This window comes from Amycolatopsis lexingtonensis (genome assembly GCF_014873755.1).
GTDB lineage: Bacteria > Actinomycetota > Actinomycetes > Mycobacteriales > Pseudonocardiaceae > Amycolatopsis > Amycolatopsis lexingtonensis.
The window spans coordinates 3,446,708-3,466,181 of sequence record NZ_JADBEG010000001.1 but is presented as its reverse complement, the minus strand read 5'-3'; the positions used below and the strand labels follow the sequence as shown (position 1 = coordinate 3,466,181).

Below are 19,474 nucleotides of genomic sequence, written 5' to 3'. Positions count from 1 at the left end.
GTATCGACGAGTCCTGGTTGTCCCTCCGGGTGCGGATCATGCTGGAAATGTGGAACGGAACGAACTCGCGGATTTCCTCCGACGCCGACGTGCGCTGCTGCAGCCGGAAAACGTCGGTGTCCCCGATGGAGGGCGACGCCGGACGCCGGGGCTTCGGCGCTTCGAGGTCGCTCAGCTCGCAGGCATGTCACCGGACTACTACGCCAGGCTCGAGCAGGGGCGCGGTCCGCGACCGTCGGTCGCGATGCTCGCCGCGTTGGGGCGCGCGCTGCGGCTGACAGTCGATGAACGCGACCATCTCTTCCGCCTCGCCGGTCATCACGCTCCGCCTCGTACCGGTGCTGACGAGCATGTCGGCCGCGGGCTGCTCCGGCTCTTGGACGGGTTGCGGGGCCTGCCCGCGCTGATCGCCTCCGACCTGAACGTCGTGCTCGCCCAGAACCCGATGGCGGACGCGTTGCTGGGGGCGCAGACCCGGTTCCGCGGGCTCGCCCGCAGCTGCACCTACCGGTGGTTCACCGGCACGGCGATGCGCGCGCGTTATCCCTCGGAGGACCACGAGCACGAGAGCCGTGCGCAAGTGGACGACCTGCGAGCGACCCTCGCGGCTCGCCCGGACGATCCTCTGGCGGCCAAGCTGGTCGGCGCGTTGCGCGCGGAGAGCGCGGAGTTCGCCCGGCTCTGGGCACGGCATGACGTCGCGGTTCGTCGCGGCGACCGCAAGCGGATCCTGCACCCCTCGGTCGGGCTCATCGAGCTGGACTTCGACGTCCTGGCGACGGCCCGGGCCGACCAGCGTCTCATCGTCTACTCGCCCGCGCCGGGCAGTGGCGCGGTCTCGCAGCTGGAACTGCTGGCCGTGCTCGGTCAGGAACGGTTCGAAGGCGAAACGCCCACGGACCGGCACCTCCGCGGCTAGCCGGGCGGCGCGTCCTGCCTTGGCCACTCACCCCGCACGACCGAAAGGAATCCCGTGTCCTCCCACCGGACCACCGGGCTGTGGTGGCGTGCCGCCACGGTCGGCCTCGCCGCCCTGCTCGTCGCGGGCCCGACCGATGCCCTGGCCGCCACCCCGGGGCACCACGCCTCCGGCACCGGCGTCGGAGACGTGCGCTTCCTGGCCCACTTCGACCGGAGCGCGGGCCAAGTCGCCGAGAGCATCGCGCTGGAGCCCGGCGGCAGCGTTGTCATCGGCATGATCCCCGCCCGCCAGGTGGTGCGGGTCGCGCGGGACGGGGCCGTCCAGGTACTCGTCACCATGCCGCTGCCTCCGGACGGGGGCGGCACCACCCCGGTCGTCGGGATGCCTGTGGTCACCGGGGTCGCCCGTGCGCGTACCGGCGCCCTGTACTTCCTCTATTCCGCCGGACAGGGCGGGTTGACCGGAGTCTGGCAGCTCCGCCACTCCGGCGCGCCCCGGCTCGTCGTGCCGCTTCCGGCCGACACCTTCCCGAACGCGCTCGTCGTCGACGGCGAGCGGGACCGCTTCCTGATCACCGACTCGACCGGCGGGCGCATCTGGCAGGCCCCGCTGCGCGGTGGCAACGCATCGGTGTGGTCGGCGGATCCGACCTTGGCGCCCGGTGGCTTCTTCGGCGCCAACGGCATGAAGATCCACGACGACGCCGTGTGGGCGAGCAACTCCGATCGCGGCACCATCCTCCGCATCCCGATGACCGGGGACGGCGGCGCCGGCCGTGCCGAGGTCCGGGCCACGGGCCTGGAGGGCATTGACGACTTCGACTTCACCGGCCGGGGGACCGAGATCTTCGCCGCGATCAATCAAGCCGGCGAGCTTGTGAGGGTAAGCGCGGACGGTGCCCATGAGACACTTCTCGACGCCGAGGACGGCATGCAGGGGACGACCGCCGTCGCCGTCCGCGGAAACAGCGTCTATGTGACCAACGGTGCCAACCTGGCCGGGGACGATCCGAACTTGCTGCTCGCCGAACTCCGGAGGTACTGACCCGCCGGCGGCCGAGAGTCCAATGAAGACGACCGGTTACGAACCGCCCGAACCGGACTCCGGGCCGCCACATCGGGGTTGATCCGCGTGCTGGATGCGACCTACTCTTCAGCGTCGATGATTGCCGAGGAGGACCGATGCCAGGCGCCGAGCGCAATCGTCGTCATTTGCTGATCGTCTCTTGTGCACTGGCCGCCGGTCTGCTGGCCGCGACGAACCCGGCGGCTGCGGCGTCGGCCCCGCGATACTCCCCAGGTGCGCCCGGTGCCGGGGATCCGTACTTCCCCGACATGGGCAACGGCGGCTACGACGTCGGCCACTACGACATCCGACTGGGGTTCAGCCCCGGAACCGGGGCGATCGACGCGACCACGACGATCCTCGCCACGGCCACCCAGGACCTTTCTCGCTTCGACCTGGATTTCCAGGGACCGCTGGCGATCAGCAAGCTCTCGGTGAACGGCCGGAACGCCGGCTACACCCGCAGCGGTGCCCAGGAGCTGGTGATCACCCCGCCGGGCGGGCTGCGGAAGGGCAGCGAGTTCACCGTCTCGGTGACCTACGCCGGTGTGCCGGAGAAGATCGACGACCCCGCGCTGGGCGTCTCCGGCTGGGTCGCCACCAAGGACGGTGCGGTCGCGCTCAACCAGCCGATCGGCGCGGCGACCTACTACCCGGTCAACGACACGCCCGACGACAAAGCGACCTACACCCAGACGATCACCGTGCCGGCCGGACTCACCGTGCTGGCCAACGGCGAACCCGGGCCCACCACCACGCGCGGCAACCAAACGACGTTCCGCTGGACCATGAACCGGCCGATGGCCAGCGAGCTGAGCATGCTCGCGATCGGCGACTACGACGTCACCCGCGGCGCGACGGCCGACGGCCTGCCGAACATCACCGCGATCGGCAAGTCGATCGACACCAAGCCCGGTCAGGGCCAGGTTTTCAACCGGACCACCGCGCAGATCACCCAATGGGAATCCTCGGTGTACGGGCCGTACCCGTTCGACTCGACCGGCGGCATCCTCGCCGATGTCGGGGTCGGCTACGCCCTAGAGACGCAGAGCCGGCCGGTCTACGACCACCGCACCAGCGACTTCGACGGCGACCTGCTCGCCCACGAACTCGGCCACCAGTGGTTCGGCGACAGCCTCACCCCGGTGCACTGGTCCGACATCTGGCTCAACGAAGGCTTCGCGACCTACTCGGAGTGGCTCTACCAGGAGAAGTTCAACAACGTCCCCGTGCAGCAGACCTTCGCGAAGGTCTACGCGGGGGAGAAGGACTGGACCGGCGAAGTCGCCGACCCCGGACGTGATCACATCTTCGACGACCTGGTCTACAACCGCGGCGCGATGACACTGCAGGCGCTGCGCTTGAAGATCGGCGACCGCGACTTCTTCCGCCTGCTCGCGCAGTGGCCGGCGGTCCACCGGTACGGCAACGTTTCGACGCAGCAGTTCATCCAGTTCGTCGAGCGGCTGACCAACCGCGATCTCGGCTCGTTCTTCCAGACCTGGCTCTACCAGCCGGGTAAGCCCAAGCTCTGACCGCGTCAGGCGAGGTCGACGACCTCGTGCATGCCCAGCCGGCGGTTCATCGCGCCGGTCACCCGGGTGACCGCGGTGCGCGGCAGCAGGCGCGCGGCCCAGGTCGAGGCCCGGTTCAGGGTCCGCATCGCGGTCCGGCCCGGGTAGGACACGGCGCGCCGCCGGGCGTAGTCGTCGAGCGTGCTGGCCGCGACGGTCGCCGGTGTGTCGGCGACCGAGTGGATCGTGGCCGAAGTGCCGTCGAAGAAACCGGTCGCGACGGGGCCGGGGTGCGCCGCCATGACGACGGCGTCGCCGTGGAGCGCGGAAGTGGCGCGGACCGCGCTGGAGAACCTCGGCAAACGTGCCCACGTCATCCCCGGCGCGGCCAACCGCGCGGCCGACCTCATGGGCAAGTACCTGCTGCCCCGGCGGTGGTCCGTGCGCCTGTACGCCTCGATCGTCGGACGCGCTCTGACCGGTGACACCGGGAACGCCCGCTGAGCCGGCGACGCTAGCCGCGAGCTGTGCCCGTCGGCGCCGGGCCCGAAGTGCGGCGGCGCACCAACTCGGTGGGCAGGTCGACGTCGTCCGGCCGCGGATCGCCGCGCAGCAGGGCGAAGAGGAGCTCGGCCGCCAGCTGTCCCTTGTGGACCATGGGCTGGCGGATGGTGGTCAGGCCGTGGGGTTCGGCTTCGGGAGCGTCGTCGAACCCGACGACCGACAGGTCTTCCGGCACGCGCAAATCCAGCTCCCGCGCGGCTTCCAGCACCGCGATCGCCATCGTGTCCGAAGTGGACACGACCGCGGTGACCTCGTTGTCCGACAAGAGGCCGAGTGCCGCCGGGACGCCCGCGGCGAGGTCGAACCCGCCGGCTTCCACCAGTGGAACGGCATCGAAGTCCAGGCCCGCGGCTTCGCACGCCTCCTGGTAGCCGGTGATCCGCTCGCGCACGACGCGTTCGGCGCACCTCGCGCGCCGGGCCGCGTCGGCCGGCCCGCGGAAGCCGTCCGGGATCAGGCGGTCCGCGATGATCCCGAGCCGGCGGTGGCCCAGGCCGAGCAGGTGCTCGACCTGCTCCCGGGCGGCCGCCCGGTCGGGGATGCCGACGAGCGGGACGCCGGGTAGCCGGGGAGCGTCGACGACGACGATCGGGATGCCGCGCGAGCGCAGGGTCAGCAGCGCGGGGTGGTCGTCGGGCAGGCTGTGCACGATCACGCCGTCCACCAGCCCGCGCAGCGCGGCCTGCTCGCCGCCGCGGGGGAGCGGCAGCAGGGTGAGGGCCAGATCGTCGAAGCGCCGCGTCCGCACGATGCCCTCCAGGAGACACCGGGTGGACGGGTCGGTGAACGCGTATTCGAGGGTGTCCATCAGCATCACGCCGATCGCCCCGCTGCGGCCGGAGCGGAGGCTCGCGCCGACGGCGTTGGGACCGGCGTACCCGAGGCGGGCGGCGGTTTCCATGATGGCCCGGCGCTGCCCCGCCGAGAGCTTCTCCGGCCGGTTGTAGGCGTAGGACACCGCGGCCTGCGACACCCCCGCGGCCCGGGCGACGTCCTTCATCGTGACCATCGGCGAAGTCTCCTCGATCCGCTCCCGCCCGAACGCGACGGCTTGACAGCGCTGCCTGGACGCGTACCCTCTGTGCAAAGTTAATCGTATCACTAACTACTCAGCGGAGTCGAGGAGAGGTCGAACGTGACCGAATTCGAGCGTGACGCGCATGCCGTGCTGCTGCCCGTCGCCGGTGCGCTGACGGCCGAACCGTGGCTTCGCGACCTGGTGGGACGGGGTACACGAGCGGTCCTGATCGGGGAGACCCGCGCCGAGTACGTCGCCCGCGCGATGACCCCCGAGCGCCGGGCCACCGAGTCGGCCGCGGACTTCGAGGCTTTCACCGCCGAACTGGCCGGCGCCGCCGCGGAGCCGCTCCTGTTCGCCGTCGACCAGGAGCCGTGGGGCATCGCGCGGCTGCACGACCTGGTGCCCGCCTTCCCGGCCGCCGACGTCCTGCGCGGGCTGCCCGACGAGGAGATCGCCGCCGCCGCGGCCGCCGTCGCGAGCGCCGCCCGCGCGCTGGGCGTCACCGTCTTCCTCTCGCCCGTGCTCGACGTCCTCTCCGGCGAGAACCCGTGGCTGACCGGCCGGACGCTGCCCTTCGGCCACGCCGAGGTCGGGCGCATCGCGGCCGCGTTCGTGACCGGCGTCCAGGGCGCCGGGGTGCTCGCGGTCGCGAAGCACTTCCCCGGCCACCCGGAACTCGTCCTCGATCCCGCGCTGCACGACACGACGCTGGACGCGGCCGTCCCGGCGAACCTGGAACCCTTCCGGCGGGTGGTGGCGGCCGGCGTGCGGGCCGTCATGACCGGACCGGTGGTGGTGCCCGCGATCGACCCGGCCGAACCCGCCTCGACGTCGGCGGCGACCGTCGGGCTGCTGCGGCGCGAACTCGGCTTCGCCGGCCTCGTCGTCAGCGACGACCTCGACACGCCTGCCACGACCAGGGGACGGTCCTTGATCGGCACCGTCATGGCGGCCCTCGACGCGGGCGCGGACCTGCTCCTGCTGCCCGGCGGCCCGGAACTCGCCGGGCTCGCCGGCCGCATCGCCGCCCGGGCGAGCACCGACGACCCGTTCGCGGCCCGGCTGACCGAGGCCGCGGCGCGAGTGCGGAAAACGGCGGAAACCTTCGAGCGAGGACGTGCGGGATGGGCGATGTCCTGACCGTCCGGGAGGCGCTCGACCTCGAGGTCTTCCGCCGGACCGAGGTGGCGGTCCTCGCCGGCGAGGACCGGCTCGACCAGCCCGTCCGCTGGGTCCACACCGGCGAGATCCCGGACATCCACCGCTTCCTCTCCGGCCAGGAGATGCTGCTGACGGCCGGGCTCGGCATGGGCGCGACGGCCGAGCTCCAGCGGGCGTTCGTCCGGCGGATCGCCGACGCGCGCGCGGCCGTCCTCGTCGTCGAGCTGGCCGGGCGGATGTTCTCGGCGATGCCGGCGGCGGTCGTCGACGAGGCGCGGGCGGCCGGGCTGCCGCTCGTCGGGCTGCGCGACGAGATCCCGTTCGCCGAAGCCTCGGCGCAGGTCCACGAAGTCCTGGTGGAACTGCGGGTGAGCCGCCTGATCGCCGAGGAGGCGACGGGTCAGGCGTTCATGGACCTGCTGCTGGCCGGCGAAGACTACGTCGGGATGGTCAAGGAGGTCGCACGCCGCACCGGCCACCCGGTCGTGCTCGAAGACGTCGCCCACCGGATGCTCGCCTACGCCGGTGCCACTCCCGAAGCGGATGACGTCGTCGCCGGTTGGGGCGTTCATTCGCGGGCGATCCACGAGCGGCACCAACCGGTCTTGCGCGAGGGACGCGCGGCTCCGACGGCCCGGGCCGGGTCGTTCCGCGACGTCGCGGCCTGCGCCCGGCGCCCGGTCGTGCTGCGCGGGGAGTCGTGGGGCTGGCTGCACCTGCTGCACGGTCCCGTCCCGCCCCACCCGGTCGAACTGGGGACGCTCGAACGCGCGGCCGCGGCGGTCGCGATCACGCTGCTGGGCGAACGGGAAAGCGGTGCCCGCGCGGCCCAGCGGCAGGGCGCGCTGCTCAACCGGCTCCAGCTCGGCGACATCCCGGGGGAGAAGTTCCTCGACCGGGCGCTGGCGCTGGGCCAGGACCTGCGCCACCGCGACCTGATCGCCGTGGTCGCCCGGCGCGCGGCCGACGCCGACCTCGCGCTGGTCCTGCGCGAAGCCGGTCACCCCGCGATCGTCGGCGACCTCGGCGATCTCGACCTCGCGGTGGTCGGGCTGCCGCCCGGCGCGGGGGACACCGACCTGCTCGCGCTGCTGGCGAAGCACGACTTGCGCGGCGGGGTCAGCCGGATCGTCGCCCCCGCCGCACTGCCCGCCGCGATCCGCCAGAGCCGCAGCGCCGCGTCGGCGGCCGACGGGCAGTCCGGGCAGCTCCTGCGGTTCGACGAACTCGGGGCCCTGCGGCTCCTGGTGGCGCTCGCGGAAGGCCCGGAGCTGTCGCGGTACGTCGAGGACGAGCTGGGCCCGCTGCTGGAGCACGACGCGACCGCCTCGAACCCGTTGCTGCCCACGCTGCGCGTCTTCCTCCGGTGCGGCGGCAACAAGGCACGTGCCGCGGAAGAGCTGTTCGTGCAACGGCGGACGCTCTACCACCGGCTCGACCGGCTCACCGCCGTCCTCGGCTTCGACCTCGCGGACGTCGAAGTCCAGCACCGGCTGCAGCTCGCCGTCCGCGGGCACGACCTGCTCGACCGGCGGGCGCGCCGCCGCTGATCCCGTCCAGTGTGTGCAACTCCGGACCCCGGGGTGGCACGGCTTGTGTCTGTCGCGGGGGTCACGCCTTCCCCAGAATTCACGGTCAAGCCCACCGGGATTCGCGTAACGGCAAGGAGTGCGGAGTGTCCACATCGTCCATGATCGTGAAGAAGCCCGTGGTGGCCGCGGCACCGCGCGCCGGCCGCCCGGAAATCGCCGACACGGTCGCCGAGATCATCGCGGACGTCCGCGCCAACGGCGACGCCGCGGTCCGGCGCTGGTCGGAGAAGTTCGACTCGTGGAGCCCGGACTCCTACCGGCTCGGGCCGGCCGAGATCGCCGCCGTCCTGGCTTCGGTACCGGAAACCGTGCTGGACGACCTGCGGTTCGTGCAGCGCCAGGTGCGCGGGTTCGCCCAGGCCCAGCGGGACTCGCTCACCGACTTCGAGGTCGAGACGCTGCCCGGTGTCTACTTGGGACAGCGCAACATCCCGATCGGTGCCGTCGGCGCGTACGTCCCGGGTGGCCGGTACCCGCTGACCGCGTCGGCGCACATGACCGTGGTGACCGCCAAGGTCGCCGGCGTCGAGCGGGTCGCCGCCACCACGCCGCCGGACCGCGGCGGGCCGCCGCCGATCAGCGTCGCGGCCATGCACCTCGCCGGCGCGGACGAGATCTACGTGCTGGGCGGCGTCCAGGCTGTCGCCGCGCTGGCCTTGGGCACCAAGACGGTCGCCGCGGTCGAAATGCTCGCCGGACCGGGCAACGCCTACGTCGCCGAGGCCAAGCGGCAGCTCTTCGGCGAGGTCGGCATCGACCTGTTCGCCGGCCCCACCGAGGTCCTCATCGTCGCCGACGACACCGCCGACCCGTTCACCGTGGCGACCGACCTGCTCTCGCAGGCCGAGCACGGTCCGGACTCCCCGGCGGTGCTGATCACGACGTCGGCGGAGGTGGCCCGGCGCACCATCGAGTACGTCGAGGAACTGCTGCCCGGCCTGCCGACCGGCGAGGTGGCCGGGCGGGCCTGGCGCGACCACGGCGAGGTCGTCGTCGTCCCGGACCTCACCGCGGCCTACGAGCTCGCCGACGACTACGCGAGCGAGCACGTCCAGATCCTCACCGACCGGCCGCGGCTCGCGCTGGACCGCATGCGCAACTACGGCGCGCTCTTCCTCGGCGACAAGACCTGCGTCGCCTACGGGGACAAGGTGATCGGGACCAACCACGTCCTGCCCACCCTGGGCGCGGCCCGCTACACCGGCGGGCTCTGGGTCGGCAAGTACCTCAAAACCGTTACCTACCAAGAGATCCAGGACGTTCGCTCCAGCGCGGAGCTGGGCGAGATCTGCGGCCGCGCGTCGCGCCTGGAGAACTTCGAGGGACACGCCCGCTCGGGCGACGTCCGCACCGCCCGCTTCGGCTCGGCCCGGCTCGACTGGACCGAGCACTCCTTCGGCCGCGCCTGAGCGGCGCTCCGGAACTCCCCCTTCCCGCCTCGACCGACGGAGGTCGTCATGGCAGCACCGGAAAAAGCAGCCGCACCCGCCACGGCCGCGCCCGCGTCGTCGGCGGAGGACGCGGAACTGCTGGCCGCGCTGGGTTACGAGCAGCGCTTCGACCGCAAAGTCAGCCTGTGGGGCAACTTCGCCCTCGGCTTCGTCTACCTTTCGCCGCTGGTCGGCGTGGTGTCCCTGTTCGCGATCGGTCTCTCGACCGCCGGCCCGCCGTCGATCTTCTGGATCGTGGTCATCGGCGTCGGCCAGCTGCTGGTCGCCTTGGTCTTCGGTGAGGTCGTCTCGCAGTTCCCGCTGGCCGGCGGCCTCTACCAGTGGTCGCGCCGGCTGTGGAACGGCCGGTACGCCTGGTTCACCGCCTGGACCTACATCAGCTGCATCACCATCGGCATCACGAGCACCGCGCTGTTCAGCTCGGACTTCGTGGCCAGCCTCTTCGGGGGCACCGCAGCCCAGCCGGGCGTCAGCTCGACCCCCGGGCAGCGGCTGGTGATCGCGCTCGCCGTGACCGCGTTCTGCCTGGTGTGCAACGCCTTCGGCACCCGGGTGCTGGCGCTGATCTCCAAGATCGGCCTGGCCGCCGAGCTCATCGGCATCGTCCTGGTCGGCCTCTACCTGCTGGTGTTCCAGCGCCACAACCCGGTGTCCGTCTTCTTCGACGGGATGGGCACCGGCGGCGCCGGCGGCTACTTCGGGGCGTTCATGGCCGCCTCACTCGTCGGCCTGTTCCTCTACTACGGGTTCGAGGCGTGCGGCGAGGTCGCCGAAGAGGTCCCGAACCCCGCGCGCAGCATCCCGCGGGCCATGCAGCTGACGGTCGTCGTCGGCGGGCTCGCCGCGATCCTGGCCTTCGCGGGGTACGCGCTCGCCGCGCCCGACCTGACCGCGATCGTGTCCGGTGCGGACACCAACCCGATCCCGGCCATCCTGCAGAACTCGATCGGCACCGTGGGCACGAAGCTCGTCCTGGTGGTCACCCTGACGTCGTTCATCGCCGGGGTGCTGAGCCAGCAGGCCGCGGCGAGCCGGATCGTCTTCTCCTTCGCCCGCGACGACATGTTCCCCGGCTCACGCGTGTTCTCCCAGGTCTCGCGGCGGCACCGGGTGCCGGTCAACGCGCTGCTCGCGGTGAACGTCGTGCCGGTGCTGATCTTCGTGTTCGTCTACTTCTCGCCGGACTCGCTGGTGCGGATCGCCGCGTTCCAGGTGCTCGCCGGGTACGCGGCCTTCCAGCTGGTCGTGCTGGCCGCGTTGCGCATGCGCTTGCGCGGCTGGCGCCCGGCCGGTGCCTGGTCGCTGGGCCGCTACGGGCTGGTCGTCAACATCGCCGCGCTGGTCTACGGCGTGCTCGCGATGGTGCTGCTCGCCGCGCCCACCGGGGACGCCGACACCCCGTTCGTCGACCGGTGGATCGCGCTGATCGGGTTCCTCGTCGTGTCCGCGGTCGGGCTGGTCTACCTCTTGGCGGCCAAGCCGGAACGCAAGTCCACCGCGCCCGAAGGCGACGCGCTCGAAGTCGCCGCCCGGCTGCGGGCCCGGGCCACCGCGAAGGAAGGAATCGGCTCATGACACGCGTGCTCTACCTCTACGGCGGCTGGCCCGGCCACAAGCCTTACCAGGTCGCCGGGGAATGGGCCCGGCCGTTGTTCGCGGAGCTCGGGTTCGACGTCGAGGAGACCAACGACGTCTTCGCCCTCGACGCCGACCTCACCGGCTACGACCTGATCGCGCTCAACTGGAACAACGCCCTGCTGTCGGAAGGGCTGTCGGCGGCCCAGGAGGACAGCCTGCTCGGTGCGGTCGCGGCCGGCACCGGGATCGCCGCGTGGCACGGCGCGGCCGCCGCGTTCCGCACGAGCATCAAGTACCACTGGCTGCTCGGCGGCAGCTTCCTCGAACACCCGGCGGGGGAGGGCGTCAAGCACCCGTACGAAGTGTCCATAGTGGACAAGTCGCACGAGATCACCCGAGGCGTCGGCGACTTCCGCGTCGCCTCCGAGCAGTACTACATGTCCGTCGACCCGAACAACCACGTGCTGGCCGAGACCACCTTCACCGGCGAGCACGTGCCCTGGATCGACGGGTACCGGATCCCGCAGGCGTGGACCAGGACGTGGGGGCGAGGGCGGGTGTTCTACAGCGCCGTCGGCCACGACCTCGACGACCTGCGGAACCCGGATGTCACCCGGCTGTGCGCCCAGGGCTTCGCCTGGGCCGCCCGGGACGCGAAGTAGTCACCACGCGAGAGCGGAGAAAACCATGCCTGTCCTCACCGGCGGCCAGATCGTCGCGCGCACCCTGCGCAACTACGGCGTCGACTACGTGGCCGGCATCCCCGGCCACGGCATCTGGTCCCTGACCGACGCCTTCCTCGACGCCGAATCCGACATCCCGTTCATCCAGACGTTCCACGAGCAGAGCGCCGTCCACCTCGCCGACGGCTTCTACCGCGCCACCGGCCGGCCGATCGCCGCGATCACCTCGATCGGCGCCGGGGCGAGCAACACCGTGATCGGGATGGGCACGGCGTTCACGGACTCGACCAGCGTGCTGGTCATCACCGGCGGCCCGCCGACCCACATGCGCGGGCACGGGCTGCTCCAGGAGCTGGACCGCTACACGGCCAACGACTTCCCGAAGGTCGCCGAAGCGGTCAGCAAGCGGCACTGGGTCGTCACCCGGGTCGAGGAGCTGCCGTTCGTCCTGCACCGGTGCTTCAACTCGATGCTGACCGGCCGGCCCGGCCCGGTCCACCTCGAAGTGCCGATGGACGTGCAGGCCGAGGCCGCCGACGTCGACCTGCACGACCTCGCCCGCCGGCTGCCGGTCGGCCGCCAGCACCCGGACCCCGAGGCGGTCGAGCGCGCCGTGGCGGTGCTGCGCGCCGCTCGGCGTCCGGTGCTCGTCGCCGGCGGCGGCGCGATCACCTCCGGCGCGTCCGACGACGTGGTCGCGCTCGCCGAGCACTGGAAGATCCCGGTCGTGACGACCTGGAACGGCAAGGGCGCCTTCCCCGAGGACCACGACCTGTTCGCCGGGAGCGTCGGGCAGACCGGCACGATGACCGGCAACGCGATCGCGAGCTCGGCCGACGTCGTCGTGTCGGTCGGCTGCCGGTTCACCGACTGGTCGGCGTCCAGCTACGCCAAGGGGATCAGCTTCTCGATCCCGCCTGCGAAGCTGATCCACATCGACATCGACCCGCACGAGATCGGCAAGAACTACCCCGCCGAGGTCGGGATCGTCGCCGACGCGCAGCGCGCGGTCGGCGCGATCGCGGCGTCCCTGCCCACCACGGCCGCCGACCGGCCGGAGTACCTCGCGGAGCTGGCCTCGCTCAAGGCGGACTGGGAGGAGAAGCTCGCGGGCCGCCGCGACAGCGACCGCTTCCCGTTCACGTCCCAGCGGCCGCTGGGCGCGCTGCGCGCGGTGCTGCCGCGCGACGCGATCATCGTCGCGGGCTCGGGCAACACCCAGGGCGCGGTCAAGCAGACGTTCCCGGTCTACGGCCCCCGCACGCACCTGACGTCCGGCGGGTTTTCGTCGATGGGCTGGGCGATCCCGGCGGCGATCGGCGCCAAACTGGGGCAGCCGGACCGCCCGGTGGTGTGCGTCGTCGGCGACGGCGACTTCCTCATGACGGCGCAGGAGATCGCGCTCAGCGTGACCACGGGCGCGCCGGTGGTGTTCGTGGTGCAGAACAACGCGGGCTACATGTCGATCCGCGGCGGCCAGCGCAAGCAGACGTCCCGCCACATCGGCACGGAGTTCTCCCGCCCCGACGGCACCCCGTACAGCCCCGACTTCGCCGCCCTCGGCGCGTCGTTCGGCATCGAGTCGTGGAAGGTCTCCGACGCGGATTCGCTGGAGCCGACGCTGCGCAAGGCCGTCCAGTCCGGGGCGCCCGCGCTGGTCGAGGTCCCGACGGACCGCGACGCGGCCGGGCCGTGGGTGCCGGGCTGGTGGGACTTCCCGGTGCCGGCCTACGTCACCGACGAGCGCCAGGACGAGTACCGGCGCACCCGCGCCACCGAACAACACCTCTGAGGACGGTCGTGGACTACGGAATCAAGCTGGACGGCTTGTCCGCCGAGGACGTGCGCGGGCTGGCCCGGCCGATCGACGATTCGGGCCTCGACGAGCTGTGGGTCGTGGAGGACCTGGGGCTGGCCGGCGGGTTCGCCCAGGCGGCCACGCTCCTCGCGGACACCTCGGCGGTGCGGGTCGGGCTCGGCATCAGCCCCGCGGCCGTGCGGAACCCGGCCTACCTGGCGATGGAGATCGCCACACTGGCCCGGATGCACCCGGGCCGGTTCCGGGCCGGGATCGGGCACGGCATGCCCGGCTGGCTCCGGCAGGTCGGCGCCCACCCGGCGAGCCTGATGACCGCGCTCGAGGAGGTGACGGACGCCGTCCGGCGCCTGCTGGCCGGGGAGACGGTGACGCTGCACGGCGGCCACGTCCGCCTCGAGGAGGTCGCGTTGACCCACCCGCCGCGGATCCCGCCCACGCTGCACCTCGGCGTGCGGGGCCCGAAGGGCGTGGCGCTCGCGGCCCGGGCGGCCGATGGCGTGATCCTGGCCGAGGGCTCCGGCCCGGCCTACGTCCGCTCGGTGCGGGACGCGGTCGGTCCCGGCCGGCGGATCACGGTGTTCGCCTGGCTGTGCCTCCGGCCGGAGCGCGACGCCGCCCGGGCCGCCCTCCGGCCCGTCGTCGAGCGGGCACTCGGGCAGGAGTTCATGCGGTTCCAGCTGGGGACCGCGCGCGGTGTCGAAGACGCGCTGGCCGAGGTGACGGTCTCGGGTGACCTCGCCGATTGCGTGCGGCAGCTCGAGATCCTGGAGGAGGCAGGCGCGGACGCCGTCGTCTTCGCGCCGCTTCCGGGGGACGAGCGGGACCAGGTCGACGCCTTGCGCGACACGCTCCTGCCGGCGATCCGGCGCTGAACGGCCGCCCCTCCCGACCCCGGCCAGGCCACTCTCTCGCCGGTGACCGGCTCGCCAAACGTCGTGAATGAGTCATTCAGGACCTCCGAGGTCCTGAATGACTCATTCACGACAGTGCGGAGCCGCGGGCGGCCTTTTCGTGTTCGTCAAGCAGACAGCCCCGCCACGACCGACGGCGCGATCCGCAGGGCGTTGGCCGCGATCGTCAACGCCGGGTTGAGCGCCGCCGACGACGGGAAGAACGACGCGTCCGCCAGCCACAGGTTCTCGACGTCGTGGCTGCGGCAGGACGCGTCGAGCACGCTGTCCGCCGGGTCGTGGCCCGCCACCGCGGTGCCGCACATGTGCGAGTTCGTCTCGATGCCCATGCGCTGGGTGAAGATCAGCGGGTAGCCGGCCTTGCGGACCAGCTTCGTCACCCGGCGGACCAGCTCCCGGTGCGGCGCGACGTTGGTGGGCGTCCAGTCGATCAGGATCCGGTCGCCGTCGACGCGCACCCGGTTGTCCCGGGAAGGCAGGTCTTCGGTCGTCAGGTAGATGTCCAGGCTGCGCGCGGACATGAAGTCCAGCGCCCACATCGGCGCCCACGCTCGCGCGGGCTTGAGCATCGGGGCGCGGAGCTTGCCGAGCATCTGCAGGTTGCCCAGCGGGAACGGCGTGCCAGGACCCGCTTCGTAGAAGTCGTTGATCCCCAGCGTCTTCTGCCACTGCGTCGGGTTGGTGCGCAGCGGGTTCACCCCGACGAAGAACGTGCTGTTGTGGACCATGTAGTTGCGGCCAAGCAGGCCCGAGGAGTTGGCGAGCCCCGCCGGGTGCTGCGGCGTCGCCGAACGCAGCAGCAGGGCCGCGGAGTTCACCGCGCCCGCCGCCAGCGCCACCCGCTTCGCGGTGATCCGGACCTTGCGGCCGTCGCGGAGCGCTTCGGCCGCCACGATCCGGCGGCCGTCCTCGGACGTGACCAGCCGGGTGACCTCGGTGCGCACCATGATCTTCACCCCGGCCGCCAGCGCGGGCCGCACGACCCGGTTCTCGGCGTCGGCCTTGCGCCCGGTGCCGTCCGGGCAGCCATCCGCGGTGGTGACGGCGGCGCGGTCCGCCTGGGTTTCGACGTCGAGCGCGTTCGGGGTGTGGAACGGGTGCAGGCCCTGGGCGGTCAGCGAGTCCGCGAACCGCTGGATCGTGGGCTCGTGCGCGAGCGGCGGGAAGGGGTACGGCGTCGAGTGCGGGGGTTCGGTCGGGTCTTCGCCGACCTGGCCGTGGACGTCGAACAGCCGTTCCGCCCGGCTGTAGCAGGGTTCCAGGTCGTCGTAGGAGAACGGCCACGCGCGCGAACGGCCTTCCTGGTGCTCGACCTCGGCGAAGTCGCTGCGCCGGAACCGGGGGAGCGAGGCACCGTAGAACTTCGTGTTCCCGCCCACCCAGTAGTAGACGCCCGGGGCGAACGGCTCGCCCGTGCGGCCGTCGAACCAGCGCCCGGCGTTCTTGTAGCGGCCCTTGAGGTACATCTGCTCGGGCTGGGAGTTCTCCGGCTCGCGGGGGAGGAAGTCCCCGCGTTCGGCGATCAGCACGCGTGCGCCGGAATCGCGCAGGGCCCAGGCGAGGGTGCCGCCGCCCATGCCCGAGCCGATGATGAGGACGTCGGTGTCGATTTCGCCGGTGGCGTCGGGGGTGACGACGGACGGGTCGGTCATGAGGCGCGGTCTTCCTGGTCGGTGCCCCGGAGGAACGCGGCGGCGCGTTCGCCGATCATGATGGCCGGGGCGTTGGTGTTGCCGGTGACGAGAGTCGGCATGATCGAGGTGTCCGCGACCCGGACGTTGGCCAGGCCGTGCACGCGCAGTTCGGCGTCGACGACCTTGCCCATCATGCAGGTGCCGGACGGGTGGTAGAACGAGAACGACTGGGTGCGGATGTAGTCGTCGATGTCTTTGTCCACATCGGACCGCGGGGCGAGCCCGGCGTCGGCGGCGGTCCGCAGGTCGCCGTCGAGCAGCGAGGTGAGCCGCCCCTCCCGGGCGATCTCCATGCACATCCGGACGCCTTCGCGTAGCCGGGCGCGGTCGTCGGCGTCGTCGAGGTAGTTGTGGACGATCCGCGGTTTGGCGTACGGGTGCGAATGCCGCAGCCGGACGCTGCCCCGGCTCGCGGGCCGGGCGACGTACGGGCCGAACGACATCCCGGGCTCGAGCGGTGCCGCCAGCCCTTGGTCGCGGACGATGCCCAGCGCGGCGTGCACCTGGATGTCCGGCGCCGGGACGTCGTCGGACGACCGGAGGAACCCGCCGACCTCGGTCCAGGCCATCGGGCCGGTTCCGTTGTCGCGCAACTGTTTTTCCTCGGCCGAGGTGTCCGGCCCGACGACCGGCGGGGTGCTGCTGAAGAAGCTGAGGAAGCAGCCCGCGTGGTCCTGCAGGTTCCGGCCGACGTCGGGCAGGTCGTGCACGGGGGTCACGCCCGCGGCGGTCAGCTCGTCCGCCGGGCCGACGCCGGACTGCAGGAGCAGGTGCGGCGAGTTGTACGCGCCCAGCGACAGGATGATCTCCTGCGTCACCCCGATCGTGCGGACGTCGCCGAGGTGGTCGACCTCCAGGCCGGTGGCCCGGTCGCCGTCGAAGCGCAGCCGGAGGGCGAGCGTCGAGGGCAGGACGGTCAGGTTCGGCCGGCCGGCGGCCGGACCCAGGAACGCGACCGCGCTGCTGCACCGCAGGCCGTGGCGCTGGGTCACTTGGTAGTACCCGACTCCGTCCTGCTCGGCGCCGTTGAAGTCGGGGTTCGGCCGGTGCCCGGCGTCCTGCGCCGCCTCGACCCAGCCGCGCAGCAGGGGGTGCACGGACACCGGGTCGCTCACCGTGAGCGGGCCGCCGACGCCGTGGAAGTCGTCGGCGCCGCGCTGGTTGTCTTCGGAGCGCTTGAAGAACGGCAGGACGTCGTCGTAGCCCCAGTTCTTGTTGCCCAGCTCCGCCCAGGTGTCGTAGTCGTGGCGGTGGCCGCGGACGTAGAGCATCGTGTTCATCGAGCTGGTGCCGCCGATCGCGCGGCCGCGCGGCAGGTAGGCGCGCCGCCCGCCGAGGTGCGGCTCGGGTTCGGTTTCGAAGTCCCAGTCGTAGGCCGTCTTGAGCTGCTGCGAGAACAGGGCGGGGATCTCGAAGAGCCGGCCCCGTGCGGGCGGCCCGGCTTCGACGAGCGCGACGGTGAGGTCCGGGTCTTCGGACAGCCGGGCGGCGAGCGCGCACCCCGCCGATCCGGCGCCCACGACGACGTAGTCGTAGTGCTCCTGGGCCATGTGTCCTCCTGGGCGGCTGTGGACGGATTTCCGGCCACGCTAGCCAGCCCGGCCCCGGTGGGGGATGCACGAAGTGAGCAACGGGAGGAGTCCACACTGCACACCGTGCTGCGGGGAGCACGCGGGTGCCCTCCGGAGCGCACAATGGCAGTCGGCTGATCCCTGCCCGACCGCGACATCCGGGCGACCGGGCCGGACACCGCCGCCTGAACACGGCTCTCAGCAGGTCAGGCCGAGGTCCGGGATTTCCGCGCCACTGGTGCCGACGACGACCTGGCCGTGCAGGTAGGGCACGCGCAGCGCGGTGAGTCCGTCGATGCTGATCCGGGTGCCCCGGGTGCCAGCCCCGGCAAAGGTGACCTCGAACGGCTCCGGGACGGCGGCGTTGGCCCGCTCCCAGCTCTTGCGCGGGCTGGTCCGCTTCAGCTCGTCGGTCGAACGGTCGTGGAAGCTCAGGAAGTTGGCCAGCACCTCGGTCAGCAGCTGGTCCTCGACCTCCTCGCCGGGCATCGGGATGCTGGTGATCACCAAAAAGTCCGGATAGCGGCCGGTTCCGTAGGAGATGCGCACGTCTCGCAGGTGCGGGCCGCGCCCGGAGGTGCCGACGACCTCCGGAGCGGTGGGGCCGTCGACCAGCACCGCGACCGGATGGCCGAGCGCGAACGCGGCTTCGCCGACGGTGAGCCTGACCTTGTGTTCGATGTGGACCAGGCGCAGCGCGTCGTCGTAGTCGCGGCCGGTCGCGGCGGCGAGCTCACGGGCCTGCTCTTCGGGGGACGGTCGGGTCATCGGGAGCTCCCAGGGCGGGTGAACGGTGCCTTCGAACGCTAGCGTGTCGCGCGTCCGAGGTTCGTTGACAGCGGCCCGGCTCAAGCGCCCCAATGTGGCGTTGGTTGCGTCTGACGCACCGAACGCCACATTGGGTGCGCTGGACGCGGCCAAGGGCGCCCAGCGAGCGCCGCGGGAAGGTCACCTTTTTCCGGGGGAGGCGGCGATCCGCTCGGGCAGCCGCGCGGCGAGGTACTTGATCAGCTCGCTGATCCGGCGGGGTACGTGGACGTCGTCGGACCGGAGGGCGTAGATGTCGGCGGCCGGCGTCGGCACGTCGGGCAGGACGCGCACCAGGGCGCCGCTTTCGAGGTGGGCGCGGATCTGCCACTCCGAGCGCATGATCACCCCGTACCCCCGCAGTGCCCAGTCGGTCACGACGTCGCCGTCGTTGCTCGACAGGCGGCCGCGCACGCGCACCTGACGTGGGTTGCGGGCGTCTCCGAAGCGCCACAGGGCGAAGTCCCCGTCGTTCTCGCGGAGCACGATGCAGTCGTGGTCGTCCAGGTCCTCGATCCGCTCGGGCATCTCTCGTCGCTCCACATAGGACGGCGCGGCGCACGGCACCCGGCGGTTCTTCGCCAGCCGGCGCATCCGCAGCGAGGAGTCCGGTGGCGTTCCGACATGGACGGCCAGGTCGAACTCGCGCCGGTGCGGGCGCAGGGGCAGCGCGGACGTGCGCAGCTGGACGTTCACCTGGGGATGCGCGGCGGTGAACTCGCCGAGCAGCGGGGCGACGTGCGCGCGGCCGAGGCCGAGGGTGGCCTGGACGACGATGGCTCCCCGCAGGTCCCCGGAGCGGTGGGTGACGAGGTCCTCGAGTTCGTGGACCTGGTCGAGGATCGGTTCCAGGCGCGCGGCGAACAGTTCGCCCTCGGAGGTCAGCGTGAGCCGTCGCGTGCCGCGGTGCACCAGGCGGGCGTCGAGCCGGCGTTCCAGGGCGCTGAGGCGCTTGCTGACGACCGGGAGCGAGCACTGCAGCTCGCGCGCGGCGGCCGTCAGCGTCTCGCTGGCCGCGACGACGTGGAAGAAACGGAGGTCGTCGATCGAGGTGGTCACCCTTTCCATGAGCGAAAGGATAGGTTGCCTCCGGCGCTCTTGTCGTGGCGTGCGCGGCCGAT

At 71.9% G+C, this 19,474-nt stretch carries 17 protein-coding genes; 11 read left to right on the top strand and 6 right to left on the bottom strand.

The annotated features are described in order from the left end of the window. Positions 1-49 precede the first annotated feature (49 nt). The 3 genes from H4696_RS15715 to H4696_RS15705 all read left to right on the top strand — a co-directional run bounded on the left by H4696_RS15715 (position 50) and on the right by H4696_RS15705 (position 3,522). A complete protein-coding gene (locus H4696_RS15715) occupies positions 50-919 on the top strand; it encodes a helix-turn-helix transcriptional regulator (RefSeq protein WP_086862146.1) in 870 nt (289 codons plus the stop codon). Between the two features lie 54 nt (positions 920-973). Continuing rightward, entirely contained in the window at positions 974-1,966 is a 993-nt protein-coding gene (locus H4696_RS15710; protein WP_086862147.1) for an SMP-30/gluconolactonase/LRE family protein, read from the top strand. 137 nt (positions 1,967-2,103) lie between these two features. After that, positions 2,104-3,522 carry a M1 family metallopeptidase gene (locus H4696_RS15705; protein ID WP_225955698.1) on the top strand — a complete coding sequence of 473 codons (1,419 nt, stop codon included), beginning with the start codon at positions 2,104-2,106 and terminating at the stop codon, positions 3,520-3,522. A gap of 5 nt (positions 3,523-3,527) precedes the next feature. Here the strand turns inward: H4696_RS15705 and H4696_RS15700 are convergent, their stop codons facing one another. Then, a complete protein-coding gene (locus H4696_RS15700) occupies positions 3,528-3,803 on the bottom strand; it encodes an SDR family oxidoreductase (RefSeq protein ID WP_086862148.1) in 276 nt (91 codons plus the stop codon). On the opposite strand from H4696_RS15700, the gene H4696_RS15695 reads away from it, so the two are divergent. Continuing rightward, positions 3,802-4,005: a hypothetical protein gene (locus H4696_RS15695; RefSeq protein ID WP_225955697.1), complete on the top strand. Its 204-nt coding sequence runs from the start codon at positions 3,802-3,804 to the stop codon at positions 4,003-4,005. The genes H4696_RS15700 and H4696_RS15695 overlap by 2 nt on opposite strands. A gap of 10 nt (positions 4,006-4,015) precedes the next feature. Here the strand turns inward: H4696_RS15695 and H4696_RS15690 are convergent, their stop codons facing one another. Beyond that, positions 4,016-5,074 carry a LacI family DNA-binding transcriptional regulator gene (locus tag H4696_RS15690; protein WP_086862149.1) on the bottom strand — a complete coding sequence of 353 codons (1,059 nt, stop codon included), beginning with the start codon at positions 5,072-5,074 and terminating at the stop codon, positions 4,016-4,018. 126 nt (positions 5,075-5,200) lie between these two features. Between H4696_RS15690 and H4696_RS15685 the strand changes: the two genes are divergently transcribed. From H4696_RS15685 to H4696_RS15655, 7 genes are all read left to right on the top strand, one after another. After that, on the top strand, positions 5,201-6,226 hold the full coding sequence (locus H4696_RS15685; RefSeq protein ID WP_086862150.1) for a glycoside hydrolase family 3 N-terminal domain-containing protein: 1,026 nt from the start codon (positions 5,201-5,203) through the stop codon (positions 6,224-6,226). Continuing rightward, positions 6,211-7,797 carry a PucR family transcriptional regulator gene (locus H4696_RS15680; protein WP_192782332.1) on the top strand — a complete coding sequence of 529 codons (1,587 nt, stop codon included), beginning with the start codon at positions 6,211-6,213 and terminating at the stop codon, positions 7,795-7,797. The genes H4696_RS15685 and H4696_RS15680 overlap by 16 nt, the downstream gene beginning before the upstream one ends. 125 nt (positions 7,798-7,922) lie before the next feature. Then, positions 7,923-9,248 (top strand): histidinol dehydrogenase, encoded by a 1,326-nt coding sequence (gene hisD, locus H4696_RS15675; protein WP_249027046.1) that lies wholly within the window; start codon positions 7,923-7,925, stop codon positions 9,246-9,248. A gap of 48 nt (positions 9,249-9,296) precedes the next feature. After that, positions 9,297-10,865 carry an APC family permease gene (locus H4696_RS15670; RefSeq protein ID WP_086861663.1) on the top strand — a complete coding sequence of 523 codons (1,569 nt, stop codon included), beginning with the start codon at positions 9,297-9,299 and terminating at the stop codon, positions 10,863-10,865. Continuing rightward, entirely contained in the window at positions 10,862-11,530 is a 669-nt protein-coding gene (locus H4696_RS15665; protein WP_086861662.1) for a ThuA domain-containing protein, read from the top strand. The genes H4696_RS15670 and H4696_RS15665 overlap by 4 nt, the downstream gene beginning before the upstream one ends. Positions 11,531-11,555: 25 nt before the next feature. Beyond that, on the top strand, positions 11,556-13,343 hold the full coding sequence (locus H4696_RS15660) for a thiamine pyrophosphate-binding protein (protein ID WP_086861661.1): 1,788 nt from the start codon (positions 11,556-11,558) through the stop codon (positions 13,341-13,343). An 8-nt stretch (positions 13,344-13,351) separates the two neighbouring features. Next, positions 13,352-14,242 carry an LLM class flavin-dependent oxidoreductase gene (locus H4696_RS15655; protein WP_211299716.1) on the top strand — a complete coding sequence of 297 codons (891 nt, stop codon included), beginning with the start codon at positions 13,352-13,354 and terminating at the stop codon, positions 14,240-14,242. Between the two features lie 146 nt (positions 14,243-14,388). On the opposite strand, the gene H4696_RS15650 is transcribed toward H4696_RS15655, so the two are convergent. The 4 genes from H4696_RS15650 to H4696_RS15635 all read right to left on the bottom strand — a co-directional run bounded on the left by H4696_RS15650 (position 14,389) and on the right by H4696_RS15635 (position 19,421). After that, positions 14,389-15,933 (bottom strand): GMC oxidoreductase, encoded by a 1,545-nt coding sequence (locus H4696_RS15650; RefSeq protein WP_086861660.1) that lies wholly within the window; start codon positions 15,931-15,933, stop codon positions 14,389-14,391. Continuing rightward, entirely contained in the window at positions 15,930-17,525 is a 1,596-nt protein-coding gene (locus H4696_RS15645; RefSeq protein ID WP_086861659.1) for a GMC family oxidoreductase, read from the bottom strand. Before H4696_RS15645 ends, H4696_RS15650 begins: the two co-directional genes overlap by 4 nt. Before the next feature lie 219 nt (positions 17,526-17,744). Next, entirely contained in the window at positions 17,745-18,314 is a 570-nt protein-coding gene (locus H4696_RS15640) for a hypothetical protein (protein ID WP_086861658.1), read from the bottom strand. A 180-nt stretch (positions 18,315-18,494) separates the two neighbouring features. Continuing rightward, a complete protein-coding gene (locus H4696_RS15635; RefSeq protein WP_086861657.1) occupies positions 18,495-19,421 on the bottom strand; it encodes a LysR family transcriptional regulator in 927 nt (308 codons plus the stop codon). Positions 19,422-19,474 lie beyond the last annotated feature (53 nt).

Bases quoted from the DNA above. Each gene is read 5' to 3' on its own strand.
- H4696_RS15660 (WP_086861661.1), top strand. From the start codon at position 11,556: ATGCCTGTCCTCACCGGCGGCCAGATCGTCGCGCGCACCCTGCGCAAC.
- H4696_RS15690 (WP_086862149.1), bottom strand. From the start codon at position 5,074: ATGGTCACGATGAAGGACGTCGCCCGGGCCGCGGGGGTGTCGCAGGCC.
- H4696_RS15650 (WP_086861660.1), bottom strand. From the start codon at position 15,933: ATGACCGACCCGTCCGTCGTCACCCCCGACGCCACCGGCGAAATCGAC.
- H4696_RS15665 (WP_086861662.1), top strand. From the start codon at position 10,862: ATGACACGCGTGCTCTACCTCTACGGCGGCTGGCCCGGCCACAAGCCT.
- H4696_RS15695 (WP_225955697.1), top strand. From the start codon at position 3,802: ATGACGACGGCGTCGCCGTGGAGCGCGGAAGTGGCGCGGACCGCGCTG.
- H4696_RS15680 (WP_192782332.1), top strand. From the start codon at position 6,211: ATGGGCGATGTCCTGACCGTCCGGGAGGCGCTCGACCTCGAGGTCTTC.
- H4696_RS15640 (WP_086861658.1), bottom strand. From the start codon at position 18,314: ATGACCCGACCGTCCCCCGAAGAGCAGGCCCGTGAGCTCGCCGCCGCG.
- H4696_RS15670 (WP_086861663.1), top strand. From the start codon at position 9,297: ATGGCAGCACCGGAAAAAGCAGCCGCACCCGCCACGGCCGCGCCCGCG.
- H4696_RS15645 (WP_086861659.1), bottom strand. From the start codon at position 17,525: ATGGCCCAGGAGCACTACGACTACGTCGTCGTGGGCGCCGGATCGGCG.
- H4696_RS15705 (WP_225955698.1), top strand. From the start codon at position 2,104: ATGCCAGGCGCCGAGCGCAATCGTCGTCATTTGCTGATCGTCTCTTGT.
- H4696_RS15635 (WP_086861657.1), bottom strand. From the start codon at position 19,421: ATGGAAAGGGTGACCACCTCGATCGACGACCTCCGTTTCTTCCACGTC.
- H4696_RS15700 (WP_086862148.1), bottom strand. From the start codon at position 3,803: ATGGCGGCGCACCCCGGCCCCGTCGCGACCGGTTTCTTCGACGGCACT.